This is a genomic window from Actinomycetospora atypica (assembly GCF_042653685.1).
Classification (GTDB): Bacteria; Actinomycetota; Actinomycetes; order Mycobacteriales; family Pseudonocardiaceae; genus Actinomycetospora; species Actinomycetospora atypica.
Map to the genome: position 1 here is coordinate 106,008 of NZ_JBHSIV010000001.1, position 18,266 is coordinate 124,273.

Annotated in this window: 19 protein-coding genes; 3 read left to right on the forward strand and 16 right to left on the reverse strand. The window is 71.7% G+C overall.

All coding sequences use genetic code 11. The features are described 5' to 3' along the window. Positions 1 to 3: 3 nt before the first annotated feature. Positions 4 to 702 carry an SDR family NAD(P)-dependent oxidoreductase gene (locus tag ACFPBZ_RS00570; RefSeq protein WP_378034040.1) on the reverse strand — a complete coding sequence of 233 codons (699 nt, stop codon included), beginning with the start codon at positions 700 to 702 and terminating at the stop codon, positions 4 to 6. Between the two features lie 102 nt (positions 703 to 804). On the opposite strand from ACFPBZ_RS00570, the gene ACFPBZ_RS00575 reads away from it, so the two are divergent. Further along, the gene (locus tag ACFPBZ_RS00575; RefSeq protein ID WP_378034041.1) at positions 805 to 1,719 is read left to right on the forward strand and encodes a helix-turn-helix transcriptional regulator; all 915 of its coding nucleotides are present in this window, start codon (positions 805 to 807) and stop codon (positions 1,717 to 1,719) included. After that, positions 1,706 to 1,912 carry a DUF1707 SHOCT-like domain-containing protein gene (locus ACFPBZ_RS00580; RefSeq protein ID WP_378034042.1) on the forward strand — a complete coding sequence of 69 codons (207 nt, stop codon included), beginning with the start codon at positions 1,706 to 1,708 and terminating at the stop codon, positions 1,910 to 1,912. Before ACFPBZ_RS00575 ends, ACFPBZ_RS00580 begins: the two co-directional genes overlap by 14 nt. A 36-nt stretch (positions 1,913 to 1,948) precedes the next feature. On the opposite strand, the gene ACFPBZ_RS00585 is transcribed toward ACFPBZ_RS00580, so the two are convergent. Next, entirely contained in the window at positions 1,949 to 2,128 is a 180-nt protein-coding gene (locus ACFPBZ_RS00585) for a PspC domain-containing protein (RefSeq protein WP_378034043.1), read from the reverse strand. 168 nt (positions 2,129 to 2,296) lie between these two features. Here ACFPBZ_RS00585 and ACFPBZ_RS00590 point away from each other — a divergent pair, with 168 nt between their 5' ends. After that, on the forward strand, positions 2,297 to 3,229 hold the full coding sequence (locus ACFPBZ_RS00590) for an IclR family transcriptional regulator (RefSeq protein ID WP_378034044.1): 933 nt from the start codon (positions 2,297 to 2,299) through the stop codon (positions 3,227 to 3,229). On the opposite strand, the gene ACFPBZ_RS00595 is transcribed toward ACFPBZ_RS00590, so the two are convergent. The 14 genes from ACFPBZ_RS00595 to ACFPBZ_RS00660 form a co-directional block, all read right to left on the reverse strand. Further along, complete coding sequence (locus tag ACFPBZ_RS00595) at positions 3,210 to 5,015, reverse strand: sigma-54-dependent Fis family transcriptional regulator (RefSeq protein WP_378034045.1); 1,806 nt, start codon at positions 5,013 to 5,015, stop codon at positions 3,210 to 3,212. The two genes, ACFPBZ_RS00590 and ACFPBZ_RS00595, sit on opposite strands and share 20 nt — an antisense overlap. A 135-nt stretch (positions 5,016 to 5,150) precedes the next feature. Continuing rightward, positions 5,151 to 6,359, reverse strand: coding sequence for an Nramp family divalent metal transporter (locus ACFPBZ_RS00600; protein WP_378034046.1), 1,209 nt, complete (start codon positions 6,357 to 6,359; stop codon positions 5,151 to 5,153). Beyond that, entirely contained in the window at positions 6,359 to 6,862 is a 504-nt protein-coding gene (locus tag ACFPBZ_RS00605; RefSeq protein ID WP_378034047.1) for a bifunctional nuclease family protein, read from the reverse strand. The genes ACFPBZ_RS00600 and ACFPBZ_RS00605 overlap by 1 nt, the downstream gene beginning before the upstream one ends. 3 nt (positions 6,863 to 6,865) lie before the next feature. Beyond that, positions 6,866 to 7,135 (reverse strand): hypothetical protein, encoded by a 270-nt coding sequence (locus ACFPBZ_RS00610; protein WP_378034048.1) that lies wholly within the window; start codon positions 7,133 to 7,135, stop codon positions 6,866 to 6,868. Further along, complete coding sequence (locus ACFPBZ_RS00615; protein WP_378034049.1) at positions 7,132 to 7,773, reverse strand: hypothetical protein; 642 nt, start codon at positions 7,771 to 7,773, stop codon at positions 7,132 to 7,134. The genes ACFPBZ_RS00610 and ACFPBZ_RS00615 overlap by 4 nt, the downstream gene beginning before the upstream one ends. 56 nt (positions 7,774 to 7,829) lie before the next feature. Then, the gene (locus ACFPBZ_RS00620; RefSeq protein WP_378034050.1) at positions 7,830 to 8,555 is read right to left on the reverse strand and encodes an iron-sulfur cluster assembly protein; all 726 of its coding nucleotides are present in this window, start codon (positions 8,553 to 8,555) and stop codon (positions 7,830 to 7,832) included. Beyond that, complete coding sequence (locus ACFPBZ_RS00625; RefSeq protein ID WP_378034051.1) at positions 8,552 to 9,610, reverse strand: amidohydrolase family protein; 1,059 nt, start codon at positions 9,608 to 9,610, stop codon at positions 8,552 to 8,554. Before ACFPBZ_RS00625 ends, ACFPBZ_RS00620 begins: the two co-directional genes overlap by 4 nt. A gap of 47 nt (positions 9,611 to 9,657) precedes the next feature. Continuing rightward, positions 9,658 to 10,686, reverse strand: a complete 1,029-nt coding sequence (locus ACFPBZ_RS00630) for an NAD(P)-dependent alcohol dehydrogenase (RefSeq protein ID WP_378034052.1) — start codon at positions 10,684 to 10,686, stop codon at positions 9,658 to 9,660. A 31-nt stretch (positions 10,687 to 10,717) separates the two neighbouring features. Next, complete coding sequence (gene groL / locus ACFPBZ_RS00635; protein WP_378034053.1) at positions 10,718 to 12,403, reverse strand: chaperonin GroEL; 1,686 nt, start codon at positions 12,401 to 12,403, stop codon at positions 10,718 to 10,720. Positions 12,404 to 12,528: 125 nt separating this feature from the next. Beyond that, the gene (locus ACFPBZ_RS00640; RefSeq protein WP_378034248.1) at positions 12,529 to 12,852 is read right to left on the reverse strand and encodes an MmoB/DmpM family protein; all 324 of its coding nucleotides are present in this window, start codon (positions 12,850 to 12,852) and stop codon (positions 12,529 to 12,531) included. A 68-nt stretch (positions 12,853 to 12,920) separates the two neighbouring features. Beyond that, complete coding sequence (locus ACFPBZ_RS00645) at positions 12,921 to 14,108, reverse strand: aromatic/alkene monooxygenase hydroxylase subunit beta (RefSeq protein WP_378034054.1); 1,188 nt, start codon at positions 14,106 to 14,108, stop codon at positions 12,921 to 12,923. Positions 14,109 to 14,116: 8 nt separating this feature from the next. Continuing rightward, positions 14,117 to 15,163 (reverse strand): 2Fe-2S iron-sulfur cluster-binding protein, encoded by a 1,047-nt coding sequence (locus tag ACFPBZ_RS00650; protein ID WP_378034055.1) that lies wholly within the window; start codon positions 15,161 to 15,163, stop codon positions 14,117 to 14,119. 160 nt (positions 15,164 to 15,323) lie between these two features. Beyond that, a complete protein-coding gene (locus tag ACFPBZ_RS00655; RefSeq protein WP_378034056.1) occupies positions 15,324 to 16,976 on the reverse strand; it encodes a ferritin family protein in 1,653 nt (550 codons plus the stop codon). A gap of 91 nt (positions 16,977 to 17,067) precedes the next feature. Beyond that, on the reverse strand, positions 17,068 to 18,018 hold the full coding sequence (locus ACFPBZ_RS00660) for an IclR family transcriptional regulator (protein WP_378034057.1): 951 nt from the start codon (positions 18,016 to 18,018) through the stop codon (positions 17,068 to 17,070). Positions 18,019 to 18,266: the final 248 nt, after the last annotated feature.

Here is an 18,266-nt window from a genome sequence, read left to right on the forward strand (position 1 = left end):
GGGTCAGGACCAGGCGATCTCGCCGTCGCGGTCGACGAACCGCCCGGTGCCGGCCCCCGGCTGCTCGCTCGCGAGGGCGACGACCGCGTCGGTGCCCTCGGTGACGGTCTGCGGGCCGCTGTGGCCGTTGAGGTCGGTGGCGGTGTAGCCGGGGTCGACGGCGTTGACCCGGACGTCGGGCAGCGCCTTCGCGTACTGCGTGGTGAGCATCGTCAGCGCCGCCTTCGAGGCGGTGTAGAGCGGCGCGACCACGTGCGACTCGGCCCGCGCCGGGTCGTGGGTGTACGCCAGCGAGCCCATGCCGCTGGAGACGTTGACGATCGCCGGGTCGGACGAGCGGCGCAGCAGCGGCAGGAACGCGGTGGTGGTGCGGACCACCCCGGCGACGTTGACGTCGAGGACCCCGAGGGCATCGTCGCCGGTGAGGGCGGTCGGGTCGGTGGCGGGGCCGACGGTGCCGGCGTTGTTCACGAGGACGTCGACCCGCCCCTCGTGCCCGGCGACGTCGGCGGCCGCGGCGGCGACGGAGGCGTCGTCGGTGACGTCGATGCGGACGAACCGCGCGCCGAGGTCCTCGGCGGCGCGGGCGCCCTGCTCGGGGTCGCGGGCGCCGAGCAGCACGGTGTGCCCCTGCTCGACGAGGCGGCGGGCGGTCTCGCGGCCGAGACCCTTGTTGGCCCCGGTGATGAAGGTGATCGTCATGGCACCGATGCTGCGCGCGGCCGGGACCGTCGACCAGGGACCCCTCGACGGTAGGAACGGCAGTACCACCGTGGCGGTCGTGGCGGGGACGAGGATGGAGCCATGACCACGACACCGGGGTCCGGGCTGGGCGCGACGATCCGCACGTGGCGCGACCGGCTGCCCCCGTCCGCCGCGGCCCTGCCGGTGGGCCGGGCCCGCCGCACCGCCGGGCTGCGCCGCGAGGAGCTCGCCGACCTCGCGGGCCTGTCGGTCGACTACGTGGTGCGCCTAGAGCAGGGGCGCGCGACGTCGCCGTCGGCGCAGGTGGTCGGCTCCCTGGCGCGGGCCCTGCAGCTGACGGTGGGAGAGCGCGACCACCTCTACCGGCTGGCCGGTCTCGTCCCGCCGGCGACGGGCCTGATCTCCGACCACATCACCCCGGGCGTGCACCGCGTGCTGTCCCGGCTCGACGACGTGCCGGTGGCGGTGTTCGCCGCGGACTGGCAGCTGATCTGGTGGAACCGGACCTGGACGGCGCTGCTGGGCGACCCGATGGCGTCCCCGCCCCGGCTGCGCAACTTCGCCCGCGACCGGTTCCCGGTCGACGGCGGGCCGGCCCACCTCGCGGCGTGCCCGGTGATGGAGGAGGACCCGGACGCCACCGACGTCGCGGTGGTCTCCGACCTGCGTCGGGCCACCGGCCGGTTCCCCCACGACCCCCGCCTGGCCGGGCTGATCGACGAGCTGGCCGCCGGGAACGAGCGGTTCGCCGCGCTCTGGGCCCGGGGGACGGTGGGGGCGCACCGCGAGGACGCCAAGACGGTGGAGCACCCGTCGGTCGGACCCGTCGCGATCAGCTGCGACACGCTGACCGACGGCGACTCCGAGCAGAAGATCGTGATCATGACGGCCGCCCCCGACAGCGAGGACGAGACGAAGCTGCGCCTCGCCGCGGTCGCCGGGCCCGTGGCCGTCGCGTCGGCCGCCCCGGGGCCGGACCGGCCCCGGGCAGAATGGGGTCATGGTCGAGGGTGAGCAGGCCGCCCGGGACGCGGTGCGGGCGTCCGACGCCGAGCGCGGCCTCGTCGTGGAGCGGCTGGCCCGGGCGATGGAGCACGGCCGGCTGAGCGCGGTCGAGTACGACGACCGGGTCGCCGCGGCCTACGCGGCGACGACCCGGGGAGAGCTGAGCCACCTGACGAAGGACCTCCCCGGCCACCTCTGGTGACCGACCCGGCCCGACGGGACGTCAGCGGCCGGGGTGTCAGCGGCGGGGCATGATCACCCACATCGCGATGTAGATGATGAACTGCGGCCCGGGCAGGATGCAGGAGAGCACGAAGATCAGGCGGACGACGTTCGCCGACAGGCCGAAGCGCTCGGCGAGTCCGGCGCACACCCCGCCGATCCAGGCTCCCTGTCGCGGGCGGGTCAGGACGGCCATGGCGTGTTCCTCTCGGTCGGTGTCGTGGGGACGTCCCCACGTTCTCCCAACGTGCGGCGCCCGCCATCCGTGCCCGACCCCGGGATCGCCTCGGGGTCACCCCGAGAGATCGGGACGTGTCCCGAAGTGAGACAGGCGCCGGGACCCGCGGTCCCTAGAGTCGCCCCTGTGAGCGGGGACACGTCGGGCGCGCGGTCGTTGAAGACGGCGGCGATGGTCCTCCGGGCGCTGCGGCTGCTCGGGGACCATCCCGAGGGCCTGTCGCCGGCCGAGATCGGGGAGCGACTCGGCAAGAGCTCCGCCACGGCCCGGTACATGGTGAACACCCTGTGCGAGGCCGGGTTCGCGTTCCGCGACGAGGAGACGGGCCGCTGCCGGCTCCCCACCGCCCCGCCCTGGGGGGCCTGGGCGCCGTCCGACGTGGCCGAACCGGTCGACCTGGCCCCCGGCGACCCGGCCCCCGGGGCGGTGATGGCCGAGGCCGTCACCGAGCTCTACCGCCGCACCCGGCAGCGCACCTACCTCGTCCGGCGCACCGGCACGCTCGTCGCGAGCGTGTGCGACGTGCGCGGCCACCAGGGACTCGCCCGCCTGCCCGGCCTCGACGCGCACGTCCCGCCGGAGCGGGCGCACGCCCTGGCGTTCACGAAGGTGCTGCTCGCGGCGTCCCCGACCTACCGGGAGTCCCTCGCCGACGAGGAGCTCGCCGCGCTGACCCCGGCCACCGTCACCTGCCCGGAGCGGCTGGCGCGGGAGCTCGCCGGGGTCGCCGCCCAGGGCTGGGCGGTCGACGTCGAGGAGTACGCGCGCGGGTTCGCCACGGTCGCGGCACCGATCACCGCCCCGTCGGGCACGTCGACGGTGGCCCTGGGCCTGTCGTGCTCGTCGCGCCGGTTCGCCGCGCACACCGAGGAGCTCGTCGCCGCGGTCGTCGCCGTGGCCGACGGGGCCCGGCGCGAGTGGGCGGGCACCGCCCCGGGGTCCGACCCCGAGGACCAGGCCGCGCCGGCCGGCGAGCGCCCCCTGGTGCGGGGACGGCGGACCACGCCGGAGCGCGCCGGGGCCCGGCGACCGGGCCGGCTCAGCGCCCGACGTCGGTGATGCCGAAGGCCCGCAGGCGCCGGTAGAGGGTCGCCCGGCCCATCCCGAGCGCCGCGGCCGCCTGCACGCGGTTGCCGCGCGCCTCGATCAGCGCCGAGACGATGAGGTCGCGCTCGGCGGTCTCCAGCGGCGTGAGGCGCCGGCGGGTCCCGTGCACCGCGACCTCGGCAGGGAGGTCGCCGGCCTCGATGTCGCCGGCGGGGCGCGCGGCGAGCGAGCGCCGGAGCACGTCGTGGAGCTGGGCGGTGTTGCCGGGCCAGCGGGCGCCGCCCAGGATCGCCAGCGCCTCGGGCGTGCACCGCACCCGCCGGCCGGAGGCCAGCCGGGCGAGCAGCGCGTCGACGAGCAGCGGCACGTCCTCGGGGCGGCGGCGCAGCGGCTCGACCAGCAGCGACCCGGCGAACCCGCCCAGGACCTCGCGCACCGGCCGCCCGGGCGGCACGGCCTCCCCCGTCACCAGGCCCACCACCCACACGTCCGGGGGGACGTCCGCGAGCAGCCCGGCGAGGGCCTCGGTCCCGTCCTCGTCGAGGGCCTGCAGCCGGCGCACGACGACGGTGACGGGCTCGGCGAGGTCCTCGGTGAGCGTCGCGAGGTCCTCGGCGGCGTCGGCGCCCTCGCCGTCCACGACGACGAGGCGGGCCGCGGGCCGCACCTCCCGGTGCGCCGCCTGCACGGCGCTGGCCTTCCCGACGCCGGTCTCGCCGAGCACGAGCGTGCTGCGGACCGCGATGGCCGCCGTGCGCAGGGCCGCGCTCGTGGAGCGCCACGAGCGCGAGGTCCCGGCGAGCCCGGCGAGCGGGCGCTCCCGGGGGGACGTGGAGTTCGGCGACGGCGAGACCGTGACGGTCCGCGGGAGCCCGGCGCCGCCTGCGAGGCGCAGGGTGCTCGAGCTCGGGACGACCTCGACCACCACCCCGGCGGGCCGCTCGGGCGGCACGGGCGTGAGGAGCAGCCGCACCGGGCCCTCGTCGAGCAGCGCCCGCTCCTCGGCGGGGCCCTGGCGGCGGTACTCGGCGGCGTAGCGGGCGATGAGGTCCTGGTCGCCCGCGGAGAGGCAGTCGTGGGCCGCGCGGTTGGCGATCACGAAGTCGTCGGCCAGCGCGAGGACCGGGCCCCGGACGCGGGCGCACGCGGCCCGGAAGGCGCCCATCACCGCCTGCGAGCCGGCACTCCCCCGCTCGCGGAGCACCTCCTCGATGTCCCGGGCGGCCTGCTGGGCGAGGAAGCGCATGAGGTCGTTGGCCTCGGTGGCGAGGCACGTGACGTCGAGGATGCCGGCGAGGGCCCCGCCGGGCCGGTGGACCGGGGCGCCCGCGCAGGCGAAGGCGCGGAGCCGGTCGGTGAAGTGCTCGGCGCCGATGACCATCGCCGGCGTCCCGCCCTCGAGCGCCGTCCCCACGCCGTTGGTGCCGGCGAACTCCTCGGCGTAGCTGAAGCCGGGGGCCAGCGAGATCGCGTCGAGCCGGTTGCGCAGCTCGCCCTCGCCGACCCGGCGGTCGAGGACGTTGCCGTCGGCGTCGGAGAGCACCACGGCCACCGACATCCCCGAGAGACGCTCGGAGAGGTCGTCGAGCACGGGCCGGGCGCAGTGGACGAGGCTGCCGTCGAAGTCGAGGTCGGGGTCGAAGGGCAGCGTCAGCGAGTCGGCGTCGACCCCGGCGCGCAGGGACCGCTCCCAGGACTGCACGATCTCGGGCCGGACGAGGGCCTGCCGGTCGAGCGTGCGGTCACCGAGGTAGCGCTCCCGGGCGCGGTGGAGGTCCGCGACAGCGTGTTCGTCCATCGGCCACCTCGCCCCGCGCGCACCGGTCGGCGTCGATGAATGCGCAAACGGCGATGCTAGAGGTGATACAGCTCTCGGTGAACCTCCCCGGCGTCTCGATCCGAGACACCGAGCCCGGCGGACGGGTGCGTGCGTTCAGGCGAACGTGTCGACGATCAGCACCACGTTGAGGGTCACGACGATGGCGCTCACGACCCCCAGCACCGTCGTCATGCCGCGGCCGATCGCCTCGGACCCGAGCAGCGACCGGTCGCGGGCCACCCGGATCAGCGCGTAGAGCGCGAACGGGATGCCGAAGCAGAGCACCACCTGGCTGCCGACCAGGGCCGTCGTCGGGCTGGTGCCGATGGCGAGCAGCACGAGCGCGGGCAGCATGGTGACGGTGCGGCGCACCACCAGCGGCAGCCGGACGTCGACGAAGCCCTCCATCACCACCTGGCCGGAGTAGGTGCCGACGGCCGCCGAGGACAGCCCGCTCGCGAGCAGGGTCGCCGCGAACGCCAGCGCCACCGCGCCGCCGGCGAGCTGGCCGAGGCCGGCGTGGGCGGCCTCGAGCCCGTCGACGCCCTCGGCGACCGGGGTCCCGGCGAACACCCCGGCCGCGACGAGCAGCATCGACAGGTTGACCAGCCCGGCAATCGTCAGCGCGACCACCACCTCGGTGCGCTGGAACCCGAGCAGCCGGGCACGGCCCTCGCGGCCGGTGCCGCGGGCCCGGGCGGCGGTGAGCGCGGAGTGCGCGTAGATGGCGTGCGGCATCACGGTGGCACCGACGATCCCGACGGCGAGCACGAGCTGCGTCGAGTCGTCGAGCCCGGGGACGAGCCCGAGGGCCGCGGCCCCGGGGTCGACGCCGACGGAGAACAGCTGGAAGGCCACCCCGACGACGATGAACGCGAGGAAGGCGACGATGCCGATCTCGAAGGGCCGGTGCCCGCGGCGCTGGAGGGCGAGCACGCCGAACGAGACCGCGGCGGTGATGATCCCCGACTCGATCAGGCCGAGCCCGAACAGCAGCTGCAGCCCGACGGCGGCCCCGAGGAACTCGGCGACGTCGGTGGCCATCGCGACCACCTCGGCCTGCAGCCACATGAACACGCGCGTCGGCTTCGCCATGTTCTGGCGGGCGGCGCTGGGGACGCTGCGGCCCGACGCGATGCCCACCTTCGCGGCGACGTACTGCACGGGCATCGCCATGAGGCCGGCGCCGACGACCACCCAGGCGAGCGCGTAGCCCGAGGTGGCCCCGGCGACGGAGTTGGTCGCGACGTTGCCCGGGTCGACGTAGGCGACGGACGCGATGAAGGCCGGGCCCGCGAGGATCACGGGCGGACGACGGAGCATCAGCGTTCGTCGTCTCCGGCGCGGAAGTCGTCCGGCGTGACCTGATCGAGGAACTCCCGCATCTCGTCCACCTCGACACTCTGCGGGTGCGGCTTGTCCCCCTGCAAGTCGCGCCACGACTGGCCCGCGACCTCCATCACGTGATCGGCCACCGAGATCGGCAGCGCGTCCCGCACGGCGATCGCGAGCGCGTCACTGGGACGGACGTCCACGGCGGTGCCGTCGTCGAGCACCAGGCTCGCCCGGAAGCGTTCGTCGACGAGGTCGTCGATGTGCGCGCGGGCGAGCCGGCGCCCCACGGCGGTCGCGAGGTCGGCGACGACGTCCTGCGTCAGCCGGGTGTCGGCGTCCCGGGCGGGGTGCGGGCCCGCCGCCATGATCTCCGCCTGCGGGGCGCGAACCGCCACCACGAGGCAGCGGTCCTCCTCGGGGTCGGCGAGCACGGCGAGCGGTTCCCGGGTCACCCGGTGCACGACGAGCGTGACGAGGTGGAGCTCCTCCATCGCTCAGCGCCCGCCCTCGCCCTGGACGGGGTCGAACAGCGACCGGAGCTCGGCGAGCTGGTCCTGGATCTGCGTGGGGTCCTGGCCGCGCGCCCACGACGGGTCCCCCGGCTCGATGCCGAGGGCCTTCAGCAGCTCGCCCGCCGGCACCGACGGGTCGCCGATCTCCCCGAGCACCGGGTGCAGTCCCTGCGCGGAGAGGTGGTCAAACACGAGGTGGACGACCGACCAGGGGTTGAAGCACTCGTCCCCGGTGCCCTTGCCCTCCGTCACGACGACGCCCCCGTCCCGTCGGCCTCCGGTCCGGGCGGCGGCGCGCCGTCCCCGGTCACCTCGATCTCGTCGAGGGTGTCGAGCTCCTTGGGCGTGAGGGCCTGGGTGCCCTCGAGCACCGTGGCCTGGTGCTCGGCGATGCGGCCGTCGACCAGCTTGGAGAGCGCGAACGCCAGGGCCCCGGTCTGGCGGACGGTCTGCTCGTCGACGGGCTCCTGGCGGGTGGAGGTGATCGCGACGCCGGCGGGGACGCCGTCGTTCACGGCCACCCCGACGGTGAAGACCTCTCGCGGGTTGGCGGCCGGGTCGGCGAAGTGCTTCTTGAGCTTGCGCAGCATCCGGTGCCAGGCGAGCTTCTCACCCTTGAGCTCGAGGCCCTCGATGTCGTCCTCGGTCAGCCCCATCCCCCGTTCCCCGCCGGCGAAGCAGCGGGAGTAGGAGATGAGCGCGGTGGTCCACAGCGCCTCGACCACCGTCTCGTCGAACTGTTTGCCGACGCCCGGCCGGAGCTCCGAGACGAGCCGCTCGCAGCACAGCAGCACCGTCTGCAGGTCGTCGAAGATCGCGGCGAGGTCCGCGAGCGCGGCCGCGGCGGGCGAGCCCACCCGCCGCACGCTCTTCGGTGCCAGACCGGTCATGGTGTCGCTCCTTCGGGGGGTGCTCGGGGCCTCCGCCGTCGCGGCGGCGGCCCCCGTCAGACGCCGTAGCGGACGGCGAGCTGACCGCGGCAGATGCTGGTGTTGGCGTCGACGCCGACCTGGTAGGAGCGGGCCTTGCGCAGGTGCAGCGGCAGGGCCTCGACCCCGACCGTGCGCCCGCTCGGGTCGACCACCAGCGGGTCGGAGTCCTCGGAGGGGATGCCGAGCTCCCGGCGGCGCTCGCGCAGGCGGCGCAGGTCGTCGGAGGCGGGCGCCTCGCCGAGGGTCATGCCCGCGACCTGCTCCGGGGTGGCGCCGTCGCGCATCATCGGCCGGACGACGAGGTCGGTGCCGGCCATGAGGGCGCGCTCGGTGAAGGTGCGCCGCAGGTCGTGGAGCTCGTCGACGGCCTCGCCGATCTCGGTGCCGGCCATCGAGGAGACGAACCCGGCGCGCGCGGCCACGCCGGTGTTGATCGCGTCCGAGGCGAAGTGGTCGATGAGCGTGACCTCGACGTCGGTGAGGCCCTCGACCGTCGACACGGCGTCCCAGGCGTCGGCGACCATGAGGAACGCGAAGTTGGGGGCGCAGAAGTAGGTGGGCAGGCGCAGCGTCACCCGGGCGACCCGACCCCGGTCGGTCTCGTCGATCTCGACCGCGCCGACGAAGTCGAGGGAGACCACGTCGGTGTCGAGCTCGGGGTCGCGCACCGTGCGCAACGCCTCCCACACCCGCCCGGCGACCTCCTCGGCCGCCGGACGGGTGAGGAAGGAGATGCTCATGCCTGGGCCACCGCCCGGTCCTCGACGAGCTCGGCGGCGTCCGGAGCGGCCGGGGTCGAGGAGACCTGGCACTCGGCGGGCACGTCGATGTCGTAGAGCTTCGCGGCGTTGAGGCCGAGGATCTTCTTCTTGCCCTCGGTGCCGAGACGGGGGTAGTCGTCGAAGTCGTGGCCCTCGGGGTACTCCCAGTCCACGAGGCCCTCGACCTGCCACTTCGGGGTCCAGATGTTGTAGTCCGAGCCGAAGGTCATCTTGTCCTCGCCGACCCAGAACAGCAGCTCGCCCATGACCTTGGCGAAGAAGCGCGGGCGGGCGTGCATGAGGCCGCCGATGACCACGGAGAGGCCCGCGTAGACGTTGGGCTCCTGCGTCGCCATGAAGCAGAAGTCCTCGATGCGCGGCAGGCCCACGTGCTCGACGATGAAGTTCAGGCCCTGGAAGTCCGTGGCCGCGTGGTCGACGTCGGAGACGTCGAACGCGTCCTTGTCCAGCGGCCAGATCGTCGGGCCCTTGTGGACGTGGACGTTCTTGATGCCGATCTCCTGCGCCCGCTCGAGGAAGCGGTACGCCTCGGGGTCGGTCAGCTTGAAGCCACGCGAGTCGCCGTTCCACTCCGCGGTGTAGAGCTTCGCGCCGGTGGCCCCGTAGCGCTTCGTCGCCTCCTCGAACTCGCGCATGCCGGCGTCGCCGTCGCGCGGGTCGAAGCGGGTGTTCACCCGGAACTTCTCCGGGTACTTCTCGAACAGCGCGCCGTTCTGCTCGGCGGTGTTGAAGCCGTCCTTGTACCACTCACGCAGGTACGTCGACTGGAAGATCGCGACGTCGACGTGACCCTCCTCGAACTCCTCGCGCATCAGCTGTTCCTCGGAGACCTTCTGGAACTCCTCGATCGGCTGGTGCGTCTCGGCCGGGCCGAGCCCCTGGTAGGCGTGGAAGCACTCGATCCAGCCCTTGGCGTACTGCTCGGCGCCCTCGACCCAGTTCGCGGGCGAGGCGTCCCAGTAGTGCATGTGGGAGTCGACGATGAAGTACTTCTCGCCGTCTTTTTCGTACATGGCGGATTCCTCCGGCGATCTGTGGTGGTGGATCGTGCTGGCAGTTCTCAGGGGACGAGGATCGCCCGGCCCCGGACCTTCCCCGCGTCGAGGTCGTGCAGGGCCTCCAGCGCGGATTCGAGCGGGTACTGCACGGTGTGGAGGGTGACCTTCCCGGCCTGGGCCAGGACCATCAGTTCCGCGAGGTCGTTGTAGGTCCCGACGATGTTGCCGATGACGTTCTTCTCGCCGGCGACGAAGTCGAGGGTCGGCGCCTTGAACTCGCCGCCGTAGCCGAGGACGAAGCAGTAGCCCGCCGGCGCGGTCATCGCCCAGGCGTCGATCTCCGCGCCGCCCTCGGCGACGAAGTCGAAGACCACGGTGGCCCCGCCGCCGGTCAGCTCGGTGACCGCCTCGACCTGGTTGCCGTCGGCGACCACGGTCTCCTCGGCGCCGATCTGCTTCGCGAGCTCGAGCGCCGCGGGGTTGCGGTCCACCGCGATGATCTTCGTGGCAGTCAGCGCGGCCAGGGCCTGCACCGCGATGTGCCCGAGCCCGCCGACGCCCTGCACCACGGCCGTGGTGCCCGGGTAGAGGTACGGGACGGCCTTGCGGACCGCGTGGTAGGCGGTGATGCCGGCGTCGGCCAGAGCCGCGACGTCGGCGGGGTTGGTGTCGGCGTTGAGCTTCACGCAGGCCCGCGCGGTCGTGCGCAGGTACTCGGCCATCCCGCCGTCGTTGTTCGACAGGCCGGGGAAGAACGCGTCGCCGCTGCACTGCATGTCGCGGCCGGCGCGGCACGCCAGGCACAGGCCGCACGAGGGCTGCGGGTGCAGGATCACGGTGTCGCCGACCTTGACGTTGCCGACGGCGTCGCCGATCTCGTGGACCCAGCCCGCGTTCTCGTGCCCGATGACGTAGGGCAGGTCCGGGTTCTGGATCGCCTCCCAGTCCCCGTTGACGATGTGCAGGTCGGTCCGGCACACCCCCGCGCCACCGATCTTGACGATGACGTCCAGGGGGCCCTGCAGCTTCGGCTCCGCGATGTCGTCGATCGACGGGTCCGACTTGTACTGGTGCACCCGCACGGCCTTCACGCTCGTGCTCCTTCCGGTCGGTAGGTGGTCGTCAGCCGACCGACGGGCCGAGGCCCATCGACTGGGGCGTGCTGGCGTCGGGCGAGGGCTGGGGGATGCCTTCGTCCAGGGGGCCGTACTCGGTCATGAGCGCCTTGTTCCAGGGCGTCTGCTCCTCGGCCACCAGCGAGTTGGTGGTGAGGATCAGGCCGGCGACCGAGGCGCCGTTCTGCAGCGCGGAGCGCACCACGCGCAGGGGGTCGATGACCCCGAGCTCGATCATGTTGCCGAAGCGGCCCTCGAGGGCGTCGAAGCCCTCGTCGACGGCCATGTCGCGGGTCTGCTTGACCACGTCGTGGCCGTCGTAGCCCGCGTTCGTGGCGATGAGGAAGGCCGGCTCGGAGAGCGAGGCCCGCACGATGTCGCGGCCGGTGCGGTAGTCGCCGTTGAGCTCGATGCCGTCGAGCACGCTCTCGGCGTGCAGGAGGGCCGAGCCGCCGCCGGCGACGATGCCCTCCGCCATGGCCGCGCGGGTCGCCTGCAGCGAGTCGTCGACGCGGTGGCGGATCTCCTTGAGCTCGGCGTTCGTCGGGGCGCCGACCTCGAGGATCGCGGCCTTGCCGGAGAGGCGGGCGATGCGCTCGGAGAACCAGTCCTCGTCGGTGCCGATCGTGGCCCGGTCCATCTCGGTGCGCAGCTGGGAGACCCGCACCTCGCGGGCGGCCGGGTCGCCGCCGCCGCCGATGATGACGGTCTGCTCGCTCGTGGCGCGGACCTGGGTGGCGCGGCCGAGGTGCTCGACGCCCATCTGCTCGATGGAGAACGCCGAGGCCTTCGACTGCACCTTGCCGCCGCAGAGGGCCGCCATGTCCTCGAGGAGGTGGACGCGCTTCTCGCCGTAGCCGGGCGCCTGGATGCAGGTGACCTTGAGGTGTCCGTTCACGTGGTTGTGCACGAGCATCTGCAGGGCCGAGCCCTCGACCTTCTCGGCGATGATCACGAGCGGGCGCGGCTCGCGCATGATCCGCTCGAGCATCGGCATGAGGGAGCGGACGTCGCTGATCTTCTCGGCGCAGAAGAGGATGTAGGGGTCGTCGAGCACCGCGAGCATGGAGCCCGGATCGGTGACGAGGTACGGCGAGACGTAGCCGTTCATGAACTCGAAGTCCTCGACGAAGTTCACGTGCAGGCCGTGCCGGGGGCCGTCGTCGACGGTGATGACGCCGTCGTTGCCCACGACGTCGAGGGTCTGGGCGACCACGCGGCCGATGTTCTCGTCGTCGTTCGCCGAGATCGACGCGACGCGGGAGAGCGACTCCACGTCGCCCACGGGGTGGGCCACGGTCGAGAGGTGGTCGACGATCTTCTGCACGGCGATGTCGACGCCGCGCTTCACCAGCACCGGGTTGCCGCCCTGGCCGATGGCCTTGAGGCCCTCCCGCACGATCGCCTGGGCGATGACCGTCGCGGTCGTGGTGCCGTCACCGACGACGTCGTTCGTCTTGACGGCGGCTTCCTTGAGAATCTGCGCGCCCATGTTCTCGAACTGGTCCTTGAGGTAGATCTCCCGCGCGATGGTCACACCGTCGTTGGTGACCTCGGGGGTGCCGGTGATCTTCTCGAGGATGACGTTGCGGCCCTTCGGGCCGAGCGTCGATTTGACCGCTTCAGCGAGCTGGTCCACTCCGGCCTGCAGGGCCTGGCGGGCGTCGGCGCCGAATCGCAGTTCCTTGGCCATGGACTCTCTTCTCCTCAGCGTTCGAGACTCGGGATGTCAGTACGGAAATGCGGGGGCCGGGACCGCCGCCCGCTCCTGCCGCGACACAGGAACGGGCGACGACCCGACGTCGGGGGATCAGGAGATCAGGACTGGTTCACCACGGGCGGGAGCATGTCGCCGATGAACTCGGCGGCCTCCTCCATGTTCCCGAACATCACGGTCCGGTCGTCCATGTGCACCATCTTCCCGTAGTGCGTGGACATGTTCTCCTCGAACTCGGCGGCGTCGTAGAAGCCCTCCTCCTCGCCGAGGGCCTCGGAGATCTCGTCGTAGACGAAATCCATGCGTCCCTTGCAGTCGACGCGGATCATCGCGGGGAGGTGGGTGACCGTCACGTTCTCCTGGCGGTCCATCACCTCGGCCACGACGACGCCGATCTGGTTGTTCATCAGCGTCACGCCGGCCATGCCGGACTCGCTGTTGTCGACCTTGAACGGGCTCTCGCCGCCGAAGCTGGCGCGAGTGGGGGACTGGGTCACTGGTTGAGCTCCTTCGGGGCGTCGAGGCCGAGGTCGCTGAGAATGCCGGCGAAGCGGTTCTTGGCGCGGTCGAGGGATTCCTCGAAACGGGGAGGCTTGTTGTCGGGCGTCGACCACAGGGGCTGCATCTTGCGGGCGGCGTCCAGGCACGGCGGCACCCACTTGGAGAGCCAGCCCTGCATGATCTGCTTGTTGTGGTCGGCGAACTCCTTGTCCTGCGTGAGCAGGCCCATGCACGACTGGGTCCAGCGCAGGTCGCGCTGGGAGTAGTCGTACTCGCCGGCGCCCATGACGGTCGGGGTCACGTAGTCGCCGTTGCCGGGGGCGGCCTGCTGGACGAGGTTCGACCGGAACAGCTCACCGAGCAGCGGCTCGAAGACGAGGTTCGTCGCGAAGATCATCTCCGCCCAGTCGTCCTCGATCGCGGTGAGCGACTCGCAGACCTTCCGGACGCCCTGCCACTCGGGGTCGCTGTTCCAGGCCTCGACGTGCGCGGTGCCGTCGAAGCCCTCGATCTCCTCGGAGAGGGTGAGGTTGTAGAGCGCGAGGTCCTGGGCGAACCGGATCTTGTGCGCGCTGTTCACGGCCATCGCCGTGTTGTGCATGTTCGTCGGGCCGGAGCGGTTGCACGCGGCGAACACGTACAGGCCGAAGATGTGCTCGATGTGCATCCACGCGCCGACGTGGCGCTCGACGAAACGCACCCAGTTCGGGCTCCACTGGTCGAACGCCTTCGCGTTGCGGGCGTTCTCGACGTTCGCCGTGATCTGCCGCTCGACGTTGGCGTTGTTCCGGAAGATCGTGAGGTCCCACTCTTCGTTGGGATCCCGGAACTCGTGCCAGCCGTGGGCCGGCCAGTCCTCCACGGGCTTGCCGCCGGACCCGGGCCCGCGGTCGGGCTCGGGGTTGTCGACGCCCCAGGCCTTCAGCTTGGTCCAGTTGAGCGGGTATCCGGCGGAACCGTCGGCGAAGCCGTAGATCCAGCCCTGGGCGAGGTAGTGCCGCGGGTCGGGCTGGACCTCGACCGTGACGTCCTCGTAGTGGGTCTGCTTGCGCTTGGCCGGCTTGTAGTAGTTGTAGCGCCGGGCCGACGGGCCTGAGTCGGGGAATTCTTTCGCCCCGGCCTCGGCGTCGGTGAACTGCGGCTTCGGTACGCTTCTCGCGCTGTTCTCGGTGGTCGTCATGTGTCGCCCTACTCCTCCGGCTCTCCGGTGGTGGTGAACTTGTCAAAGAAGATGTTTCGCTCGTCGACCCCGCGCTGATTCAGCAGTGCGATCGCCGCGTCCACCATGGGCGGCGGCCCGCACACATAGGCATCCCTTCCCTTCAGGTCGGACTCCTGCTCCCGGACCGCCTCGGTGACCATGCCGGTGAGGCCGTCCCAGCCCTCGCCGTCGTGGTGGGAGAGCACGGGGTGGTAGCGGAAGCCGGGCAGCTTCTGTTCGAGGGCCCGGAGCTCGTCCTCGAAGCAGAGGTCGTCCTTGGTGCGGGCGCCGTAGTAGAGGACCGTCTTGCGCTCGGTCTCCTTCTCGGCGAGGCCCCGGAGCAGGCCCAGCAGGGGCGCCATCCCGGCGCCGCCACCGACGAAGACGATGTCGGAGGTGCGTCCCTCGCGGAGGGTGCAGGTGCCGAACGGCGCCTCGACCTCGATCTTGTCGCCCTCCTGGACGTCGTTCTTCAGGAACTGCGAGAAGAGCCCGTCGGGGTAGATCTTGATGATGAACTCGAACACGCCCTCGCGGTTCGGGGTGTTCGCCATCGAGAACGACCGGCTCTCCCCCGAGTCGGGGAGGATGAAGTCCATGTACTGCCCGGGGAAGAACTTGATGTCGTCGCCGGCCACCTGACGGACGACGAGGTGGCGCATGTCGTGGGTGACGGCCTCGTTGGAGAGGACCTCCACCGTGCCCTTGCGCACCGGGAGCCCCGAGCGCAGGACCTCCTCGTCGTAGTTGAGGAGCTCGATCGTGAGGTCGTTGTAGGCGTGGGCGCGGCAGAGGAGGGTCGAGCCCTCCTCCTTCTCCATGTCGGGCAGTGCGAAGGTCGAGTAGCTGTCGAGCTCGATGTCGTCGACCTCGCCCTCGAGGACGAAGGACTTGCACGCCGCGCACTGGCCCTCCTTGCAGCCGTGCATGAGCTGGACGCCCTGCTCGAACGCCGCGCGCAGGATCGTCTGGTCCTCGTCGACCTCGATCTCGATGCCCACGGGTTCGAACCGAACGATGTGCTTGTCGCCCATCTGCTGACTCCTGGGGGAGGGGGATGTCGGGCACAGCTCCGCCGGAGCCGGAATTGCGTCTGATGCAAGAAACGCCGCCGCGGAATCGTCACGTCGGTCGGCGGAGACCGCGGGGGGCCGGTGTCACCGGCCCCCCGCGGGTAGAACTCAGTCCGTCAGATCAGGACTTGGCGCCCGCCGGCCGTCCGGCCGGGCCCTGCGCGTTGTAGTCCGCCACGAACGCGGACCGCTCCGAGTCGCTCATCTCGTTGAGGATGACGTTGGGGCTGGCCACGTGCGGCATGCGCCGCATGTGGTCGAGCGTCCACATCTTCTTCGGGTTGAGGTCGAGGTGCGGCTGCGCCGTGAGGGTCTTGCCGTCGTCCCGGACGAAGCCCATGTCCTGGATGACGTCGGCCCAGTTCCAGCCGTGGTACAGCGTCTCCCACTCGCGGTGGCCGACGAGCTTGCCCATGTTCGGGGTGTCGCGACCCTCGTAGGTGGGACGGAACGCGACGGCGTCGGTCCAGCGGCAGGCCTCGTGGCAGTACGTCCGCCACTGGCCGTCCACCTTGTCGACGACCATGTCCTCACGCACCAGGCAGGGGACCATGCAGGTCCAGCAGCGGTGCGGGTAGACGTAGTCGACGTCCTCGGCGACGATCGCGTGGTGGCCGTTCGGCCGCGACAGGCGGTTGTAGTTCTCCCACCACTTGCCGTACCGGTCGTACCAGCCCGGGTACTTGTACTCGAACCACTCGAAGTCCTCGTCGGTCATGCCGTCGATGCGCCAGTAGTTGGCGACCCAACCGGTGGCGAAGAACTGCGCGACCTCGTGGACGTAGCCCTTGTTCCAGATCTGGTTCCACGACTCCTCGATGAGGTCGTGGGGGATCACCAGGCCGTACTTCTCGAGCGGCAGCAGGTAGGCGCGGTAGTAGTCGTCGTAGATCCAGCGACGCCACATCTCCGCGTAGGACTCACGGTCCTTGCGGCGGTCCTTCGTGCCGTACTCGATGAACGTACCGATCGCGGCGTCCACGACGCGGTGGTTGTTCCACCACGCGTAGCGGAGGTCGCGCTCGAGGAGCTGGCGGTTGTCCTCGTCCGACAGCGCCATCAGCAGCGTGGCGTAGCCGTTCGAGATGTGGCGCGACTCGTCGGACTGGACCGAGTGAAACACCGTCGGCAGCAGGTAGTCACCGTTGGCGGCCGCCTCACCGGGCATGGCCACGAACAGCGTGTTCGTGAAGGCCGTCTCGGCGACGATCGTCAGGTAGATGCTGGCCGCGGTGATCGCGTCACCGGTGATGAAGCCCTCGGCGAACTGCCGGCCGATGGTGCCGCAGTAGTCCGAGTGGAAGTTCCGGAGGGTGTTGTTGAACCCCGCCGGGTCGATGTAGTTGTTCATGTACAGGCGCTTGAGGTTCTGCTGGATCGTCGAGTGACGCACCTCGTCGATCATCTGGATCGCCTGGCCGTTGTGCAGCTCCGGGTTGGGAACCGCCTGGAACAGCATCGGCATCGAGCGCGCGGCCGAGATCTCCGGCAGCGGGATGATCGACAGGAAGAGCTTCTGCCACTCCAGCCAGCGCTCCTGCACCTGGCGGAACATGTTGCCGCGGATCGCGCCGTCGGACGCGCCGTAGACGCGGCTGTCCTTCTCCTCCTCCATGGGGAAGTAGGAGCGGAGGACCTGCTTCAGCGGGTCCTTCTTGGCAGCCTTCTTGAACGTGTAGTCCGTGCCGTATTTCATGTACGGCTCGTGGTACTGCGGCTCCCAGGAGAGTTCCTGGATTTTCTGGTGAGCCTTCGCCAAACTCTGACGGCTCATGCGACTTCCTCCTCGATAGGAACTGCTGTGCGGCCCGGCGGTCGCCGGCGCCGCGTGCGGGTCGCGCCCTCTCGGACCGACCCGGTGCCTCTTACGCGCGCCTCACCTCCTCGCGCTCGTGCTCGCCCCGGTGGTCGGTGGCGGCCCGCTCGCGCCACTCGCGCATGGCGGTGGCGGCGACCTCGCGGACCGCGGTGGTCAGGGCGGCGGAGTCGTGGGCGAACCGGCGCGCCGGGACGGAGACCGCGATGCTGGCGGCGACCCGGCCGTCGGGGGCCACGATCGGCGCCCCGATGCAGCAGAAGCCCTCGGCGAACTCCTCGCGGTCGACCGCGATCCCGTCGCGGCGCACCCGGGCGAGCTCGCGCTCCAGCCCCGGCGTCGTCGTGATGGTGGTGGCGGTGAACGCCGTGCGGCTCGGCTGGGCGAGGAGCAGCTCCTCGATCTCGCTCGAGGTCGCGACCAGCGCCTTCGTCACGGCGAGGGCGTGGGCCTGCGCCACCGGGATGCGCTCGCGCAGGTCGGGGATGCGGGCGAGGCCCTGGTGGCCGCGGGCGTCGACGATGACGGTCGACTCGCCGTCCCAGCGGGCCAGGTACGAGCGCTGGCGGGTCCGCCAGTACAGCTCGGTGACCGCGTCGGCGAGGCTCTCGGGCAGCTCGTAGCGCGAGGTCGGGTCGTCCTCGCGGCGCAGCGGGCGCACGACCTGCAGGTCGGCGGTCTCCTCGGCGGCGTCCGGGGTCGGCCCGTCCGCCGGCGTCGGCTCCGGCGTGGGCTCCGCGGTCTCCTCCCAGGTGCCCCAGGCGTCGCCCCACGGCGGGGCGTCGCTGAGCCGGTAGGTGCCGGCCGGGCCCTCGCGGCGGGCGTAGCCCTCCTGGCAGAGGGTGTTGAGCAGGTAGCGGGCGGTCGCGGCGCTCTTGCCGATCTCGGCGCCCAGGGAGTCCGCGGTGATCCCGTCGGGCGCCGACGCGAGGAAGCGCAGGGCGGTGAGGGCCTCGGCGGCGGTCTTGAGGGAGCGTCCCGGCTGGGTCCGTTCGGTCATCGCGCGCCTCCTCCCGCCGGTCGTTGCGGTCGTGTCCGGACGAGCGGTCCGGTTCGCGGGCCCGGTGGTGTCGGAGCCCGGTGGTGGTGGTCCGCGCCGGGCCGGTGCTGCCCGGTGGGACGTGGCTCACTGAACGCGGCGGAAACCGTGTGGTCAACATCACCGTTTCGATGTGCAGATGCTGCACATGCCCACTGAACTCGGTCCGGAGACCGTTCGTCGCAGGTCAGAGGGTTATGGCGACGTCG

What these genes read in the sequence shown, in the direction of transcription:
- ACFPBZ_RS00625 (WP_378034051.1), bottom strand. Translation starts at nt 9,610, where the DNA reads ATGTACGAAAAAGACGGCGAGAAGTACTTCATCGTCGACTCCCACATG.
- groL (WP_378034053.1), bottom strand. Translation starts at nt 12,403, where the DNA reads ATGGCCAAGGAACTGCGATTCGGCGCCGACGCCCGCCAGGCCCTGCAG.
- ACFPBZ_RS00620 (WP_378034050.1), bottom strand. Translation starts at nt 8,555, where the DNA reads ATGAGCATCTCCTTCCTCACCCGTCCGGCGGCCGAGGAGGTCGCCGGG.
- ACFPBZ_RS00615 (WP_378034049.1), bottom strand. Translation starts at nt 7,773, where the DNA reads ATGACCGGTCTGGCACCGAAGAGCGTGCGGCGGGTGGGCTCGCCCGCC.
- ACFPBZ_RS00660 (WP_378034057.1), bottom strand. Translation starts at nt 18,018, where the DNA reads ATGACCGAACGGACCCAGCCGGGACGCTCCCTCAAGACCGCCGCCGAG.
- ACFPBZ_RS00575 (WP_378034041.1), top strand. Translation starts at nt 805, where the DNA reads ATGACCACGACACCGGGGTCCGGGCTGGGCGCGACGATCCGCACGTGG.
- ACFPBZ_RS00605 (WP_378034047.1), bottom strand. Translation starts at nt 6,862, where the DNA reads ATGGAGGAGCTCCACCTCGTCACGCTCGTCGTGCACCGGGTGACCCGG.
- ACFPBZ_RS00645 (WP_378034054.1), bottom strand. Translation starts at nt 14,108, where the DNA reads ATGACGACCACCGAGAACAGCGCGAGAAGCGTACCGAAGCCGCAGTTC.
- ACFPBZ_RS00580 (WP_378034042.1), top strand. Translation starts at nt 1,706, where the DNA reads ATGGTCGAGGGTGAGCAGGCCGCCCGGGACGCGGTGCGGGCGTCCGAC.
- ACFPBZ_RS00595 (WP_378034045.1), bottom strand. Translation starts at nt 5,015, where the DNA reads ATGGACGAACACGCTGTCGCGGACCTCCACCGCGCCCGGGAGCGCTAC.
- ACFPBZ_RS00570 (WP_378034040.1), bottom strand. Translation starts at nt 702, where the DNA reads ATGACGATCACCTTCATCACCGGGGCCAACAAGGGTCTCGGCCGCGAG.
- ACFPBZ_RS00650 (WP_378034055.1), bottom strand. Translation starts at nt 15,163, where the DNA reads ATGGGCGACAAGCACATCGTTCGGTTCGAACCCGTGGGCATCGAGATC.
- ACFPBZ_RS00655 (WP_378034056.1), bottom strand. Translation starts at nt 16,976, where the DNA reads ATGAGCCGTCAGAGTTTGGCGAAGGCTCACCAGAAAATCCAGGAACTC.
- ACFPBZ_RS00600 (WP_378034046.1), bottom strand. Translation starts at nt 6,359, where the DNA reads ATGCTCCGTCGTCCGCCCGTGATCCTCGCGGGCCCGGCCTTCATCGCG.
- ACFPBZ_RS00640 (WP_378034248.1), bottom strand. Translation starts at nt 12,852, where the DNA reads ATGGCCGGCGTGACGCTGATGAACAACCAGATCGGCGTCGTCGTGGCC.
- ACFPBZ_RS00585 (WP_378034043.1), bottom strand. Translation starts at nt 2,128, where the DNA reads ATGGCCGTCCTGACCCGCCCGCGACAGGGAGCCTGGATCGGCGGGGTG.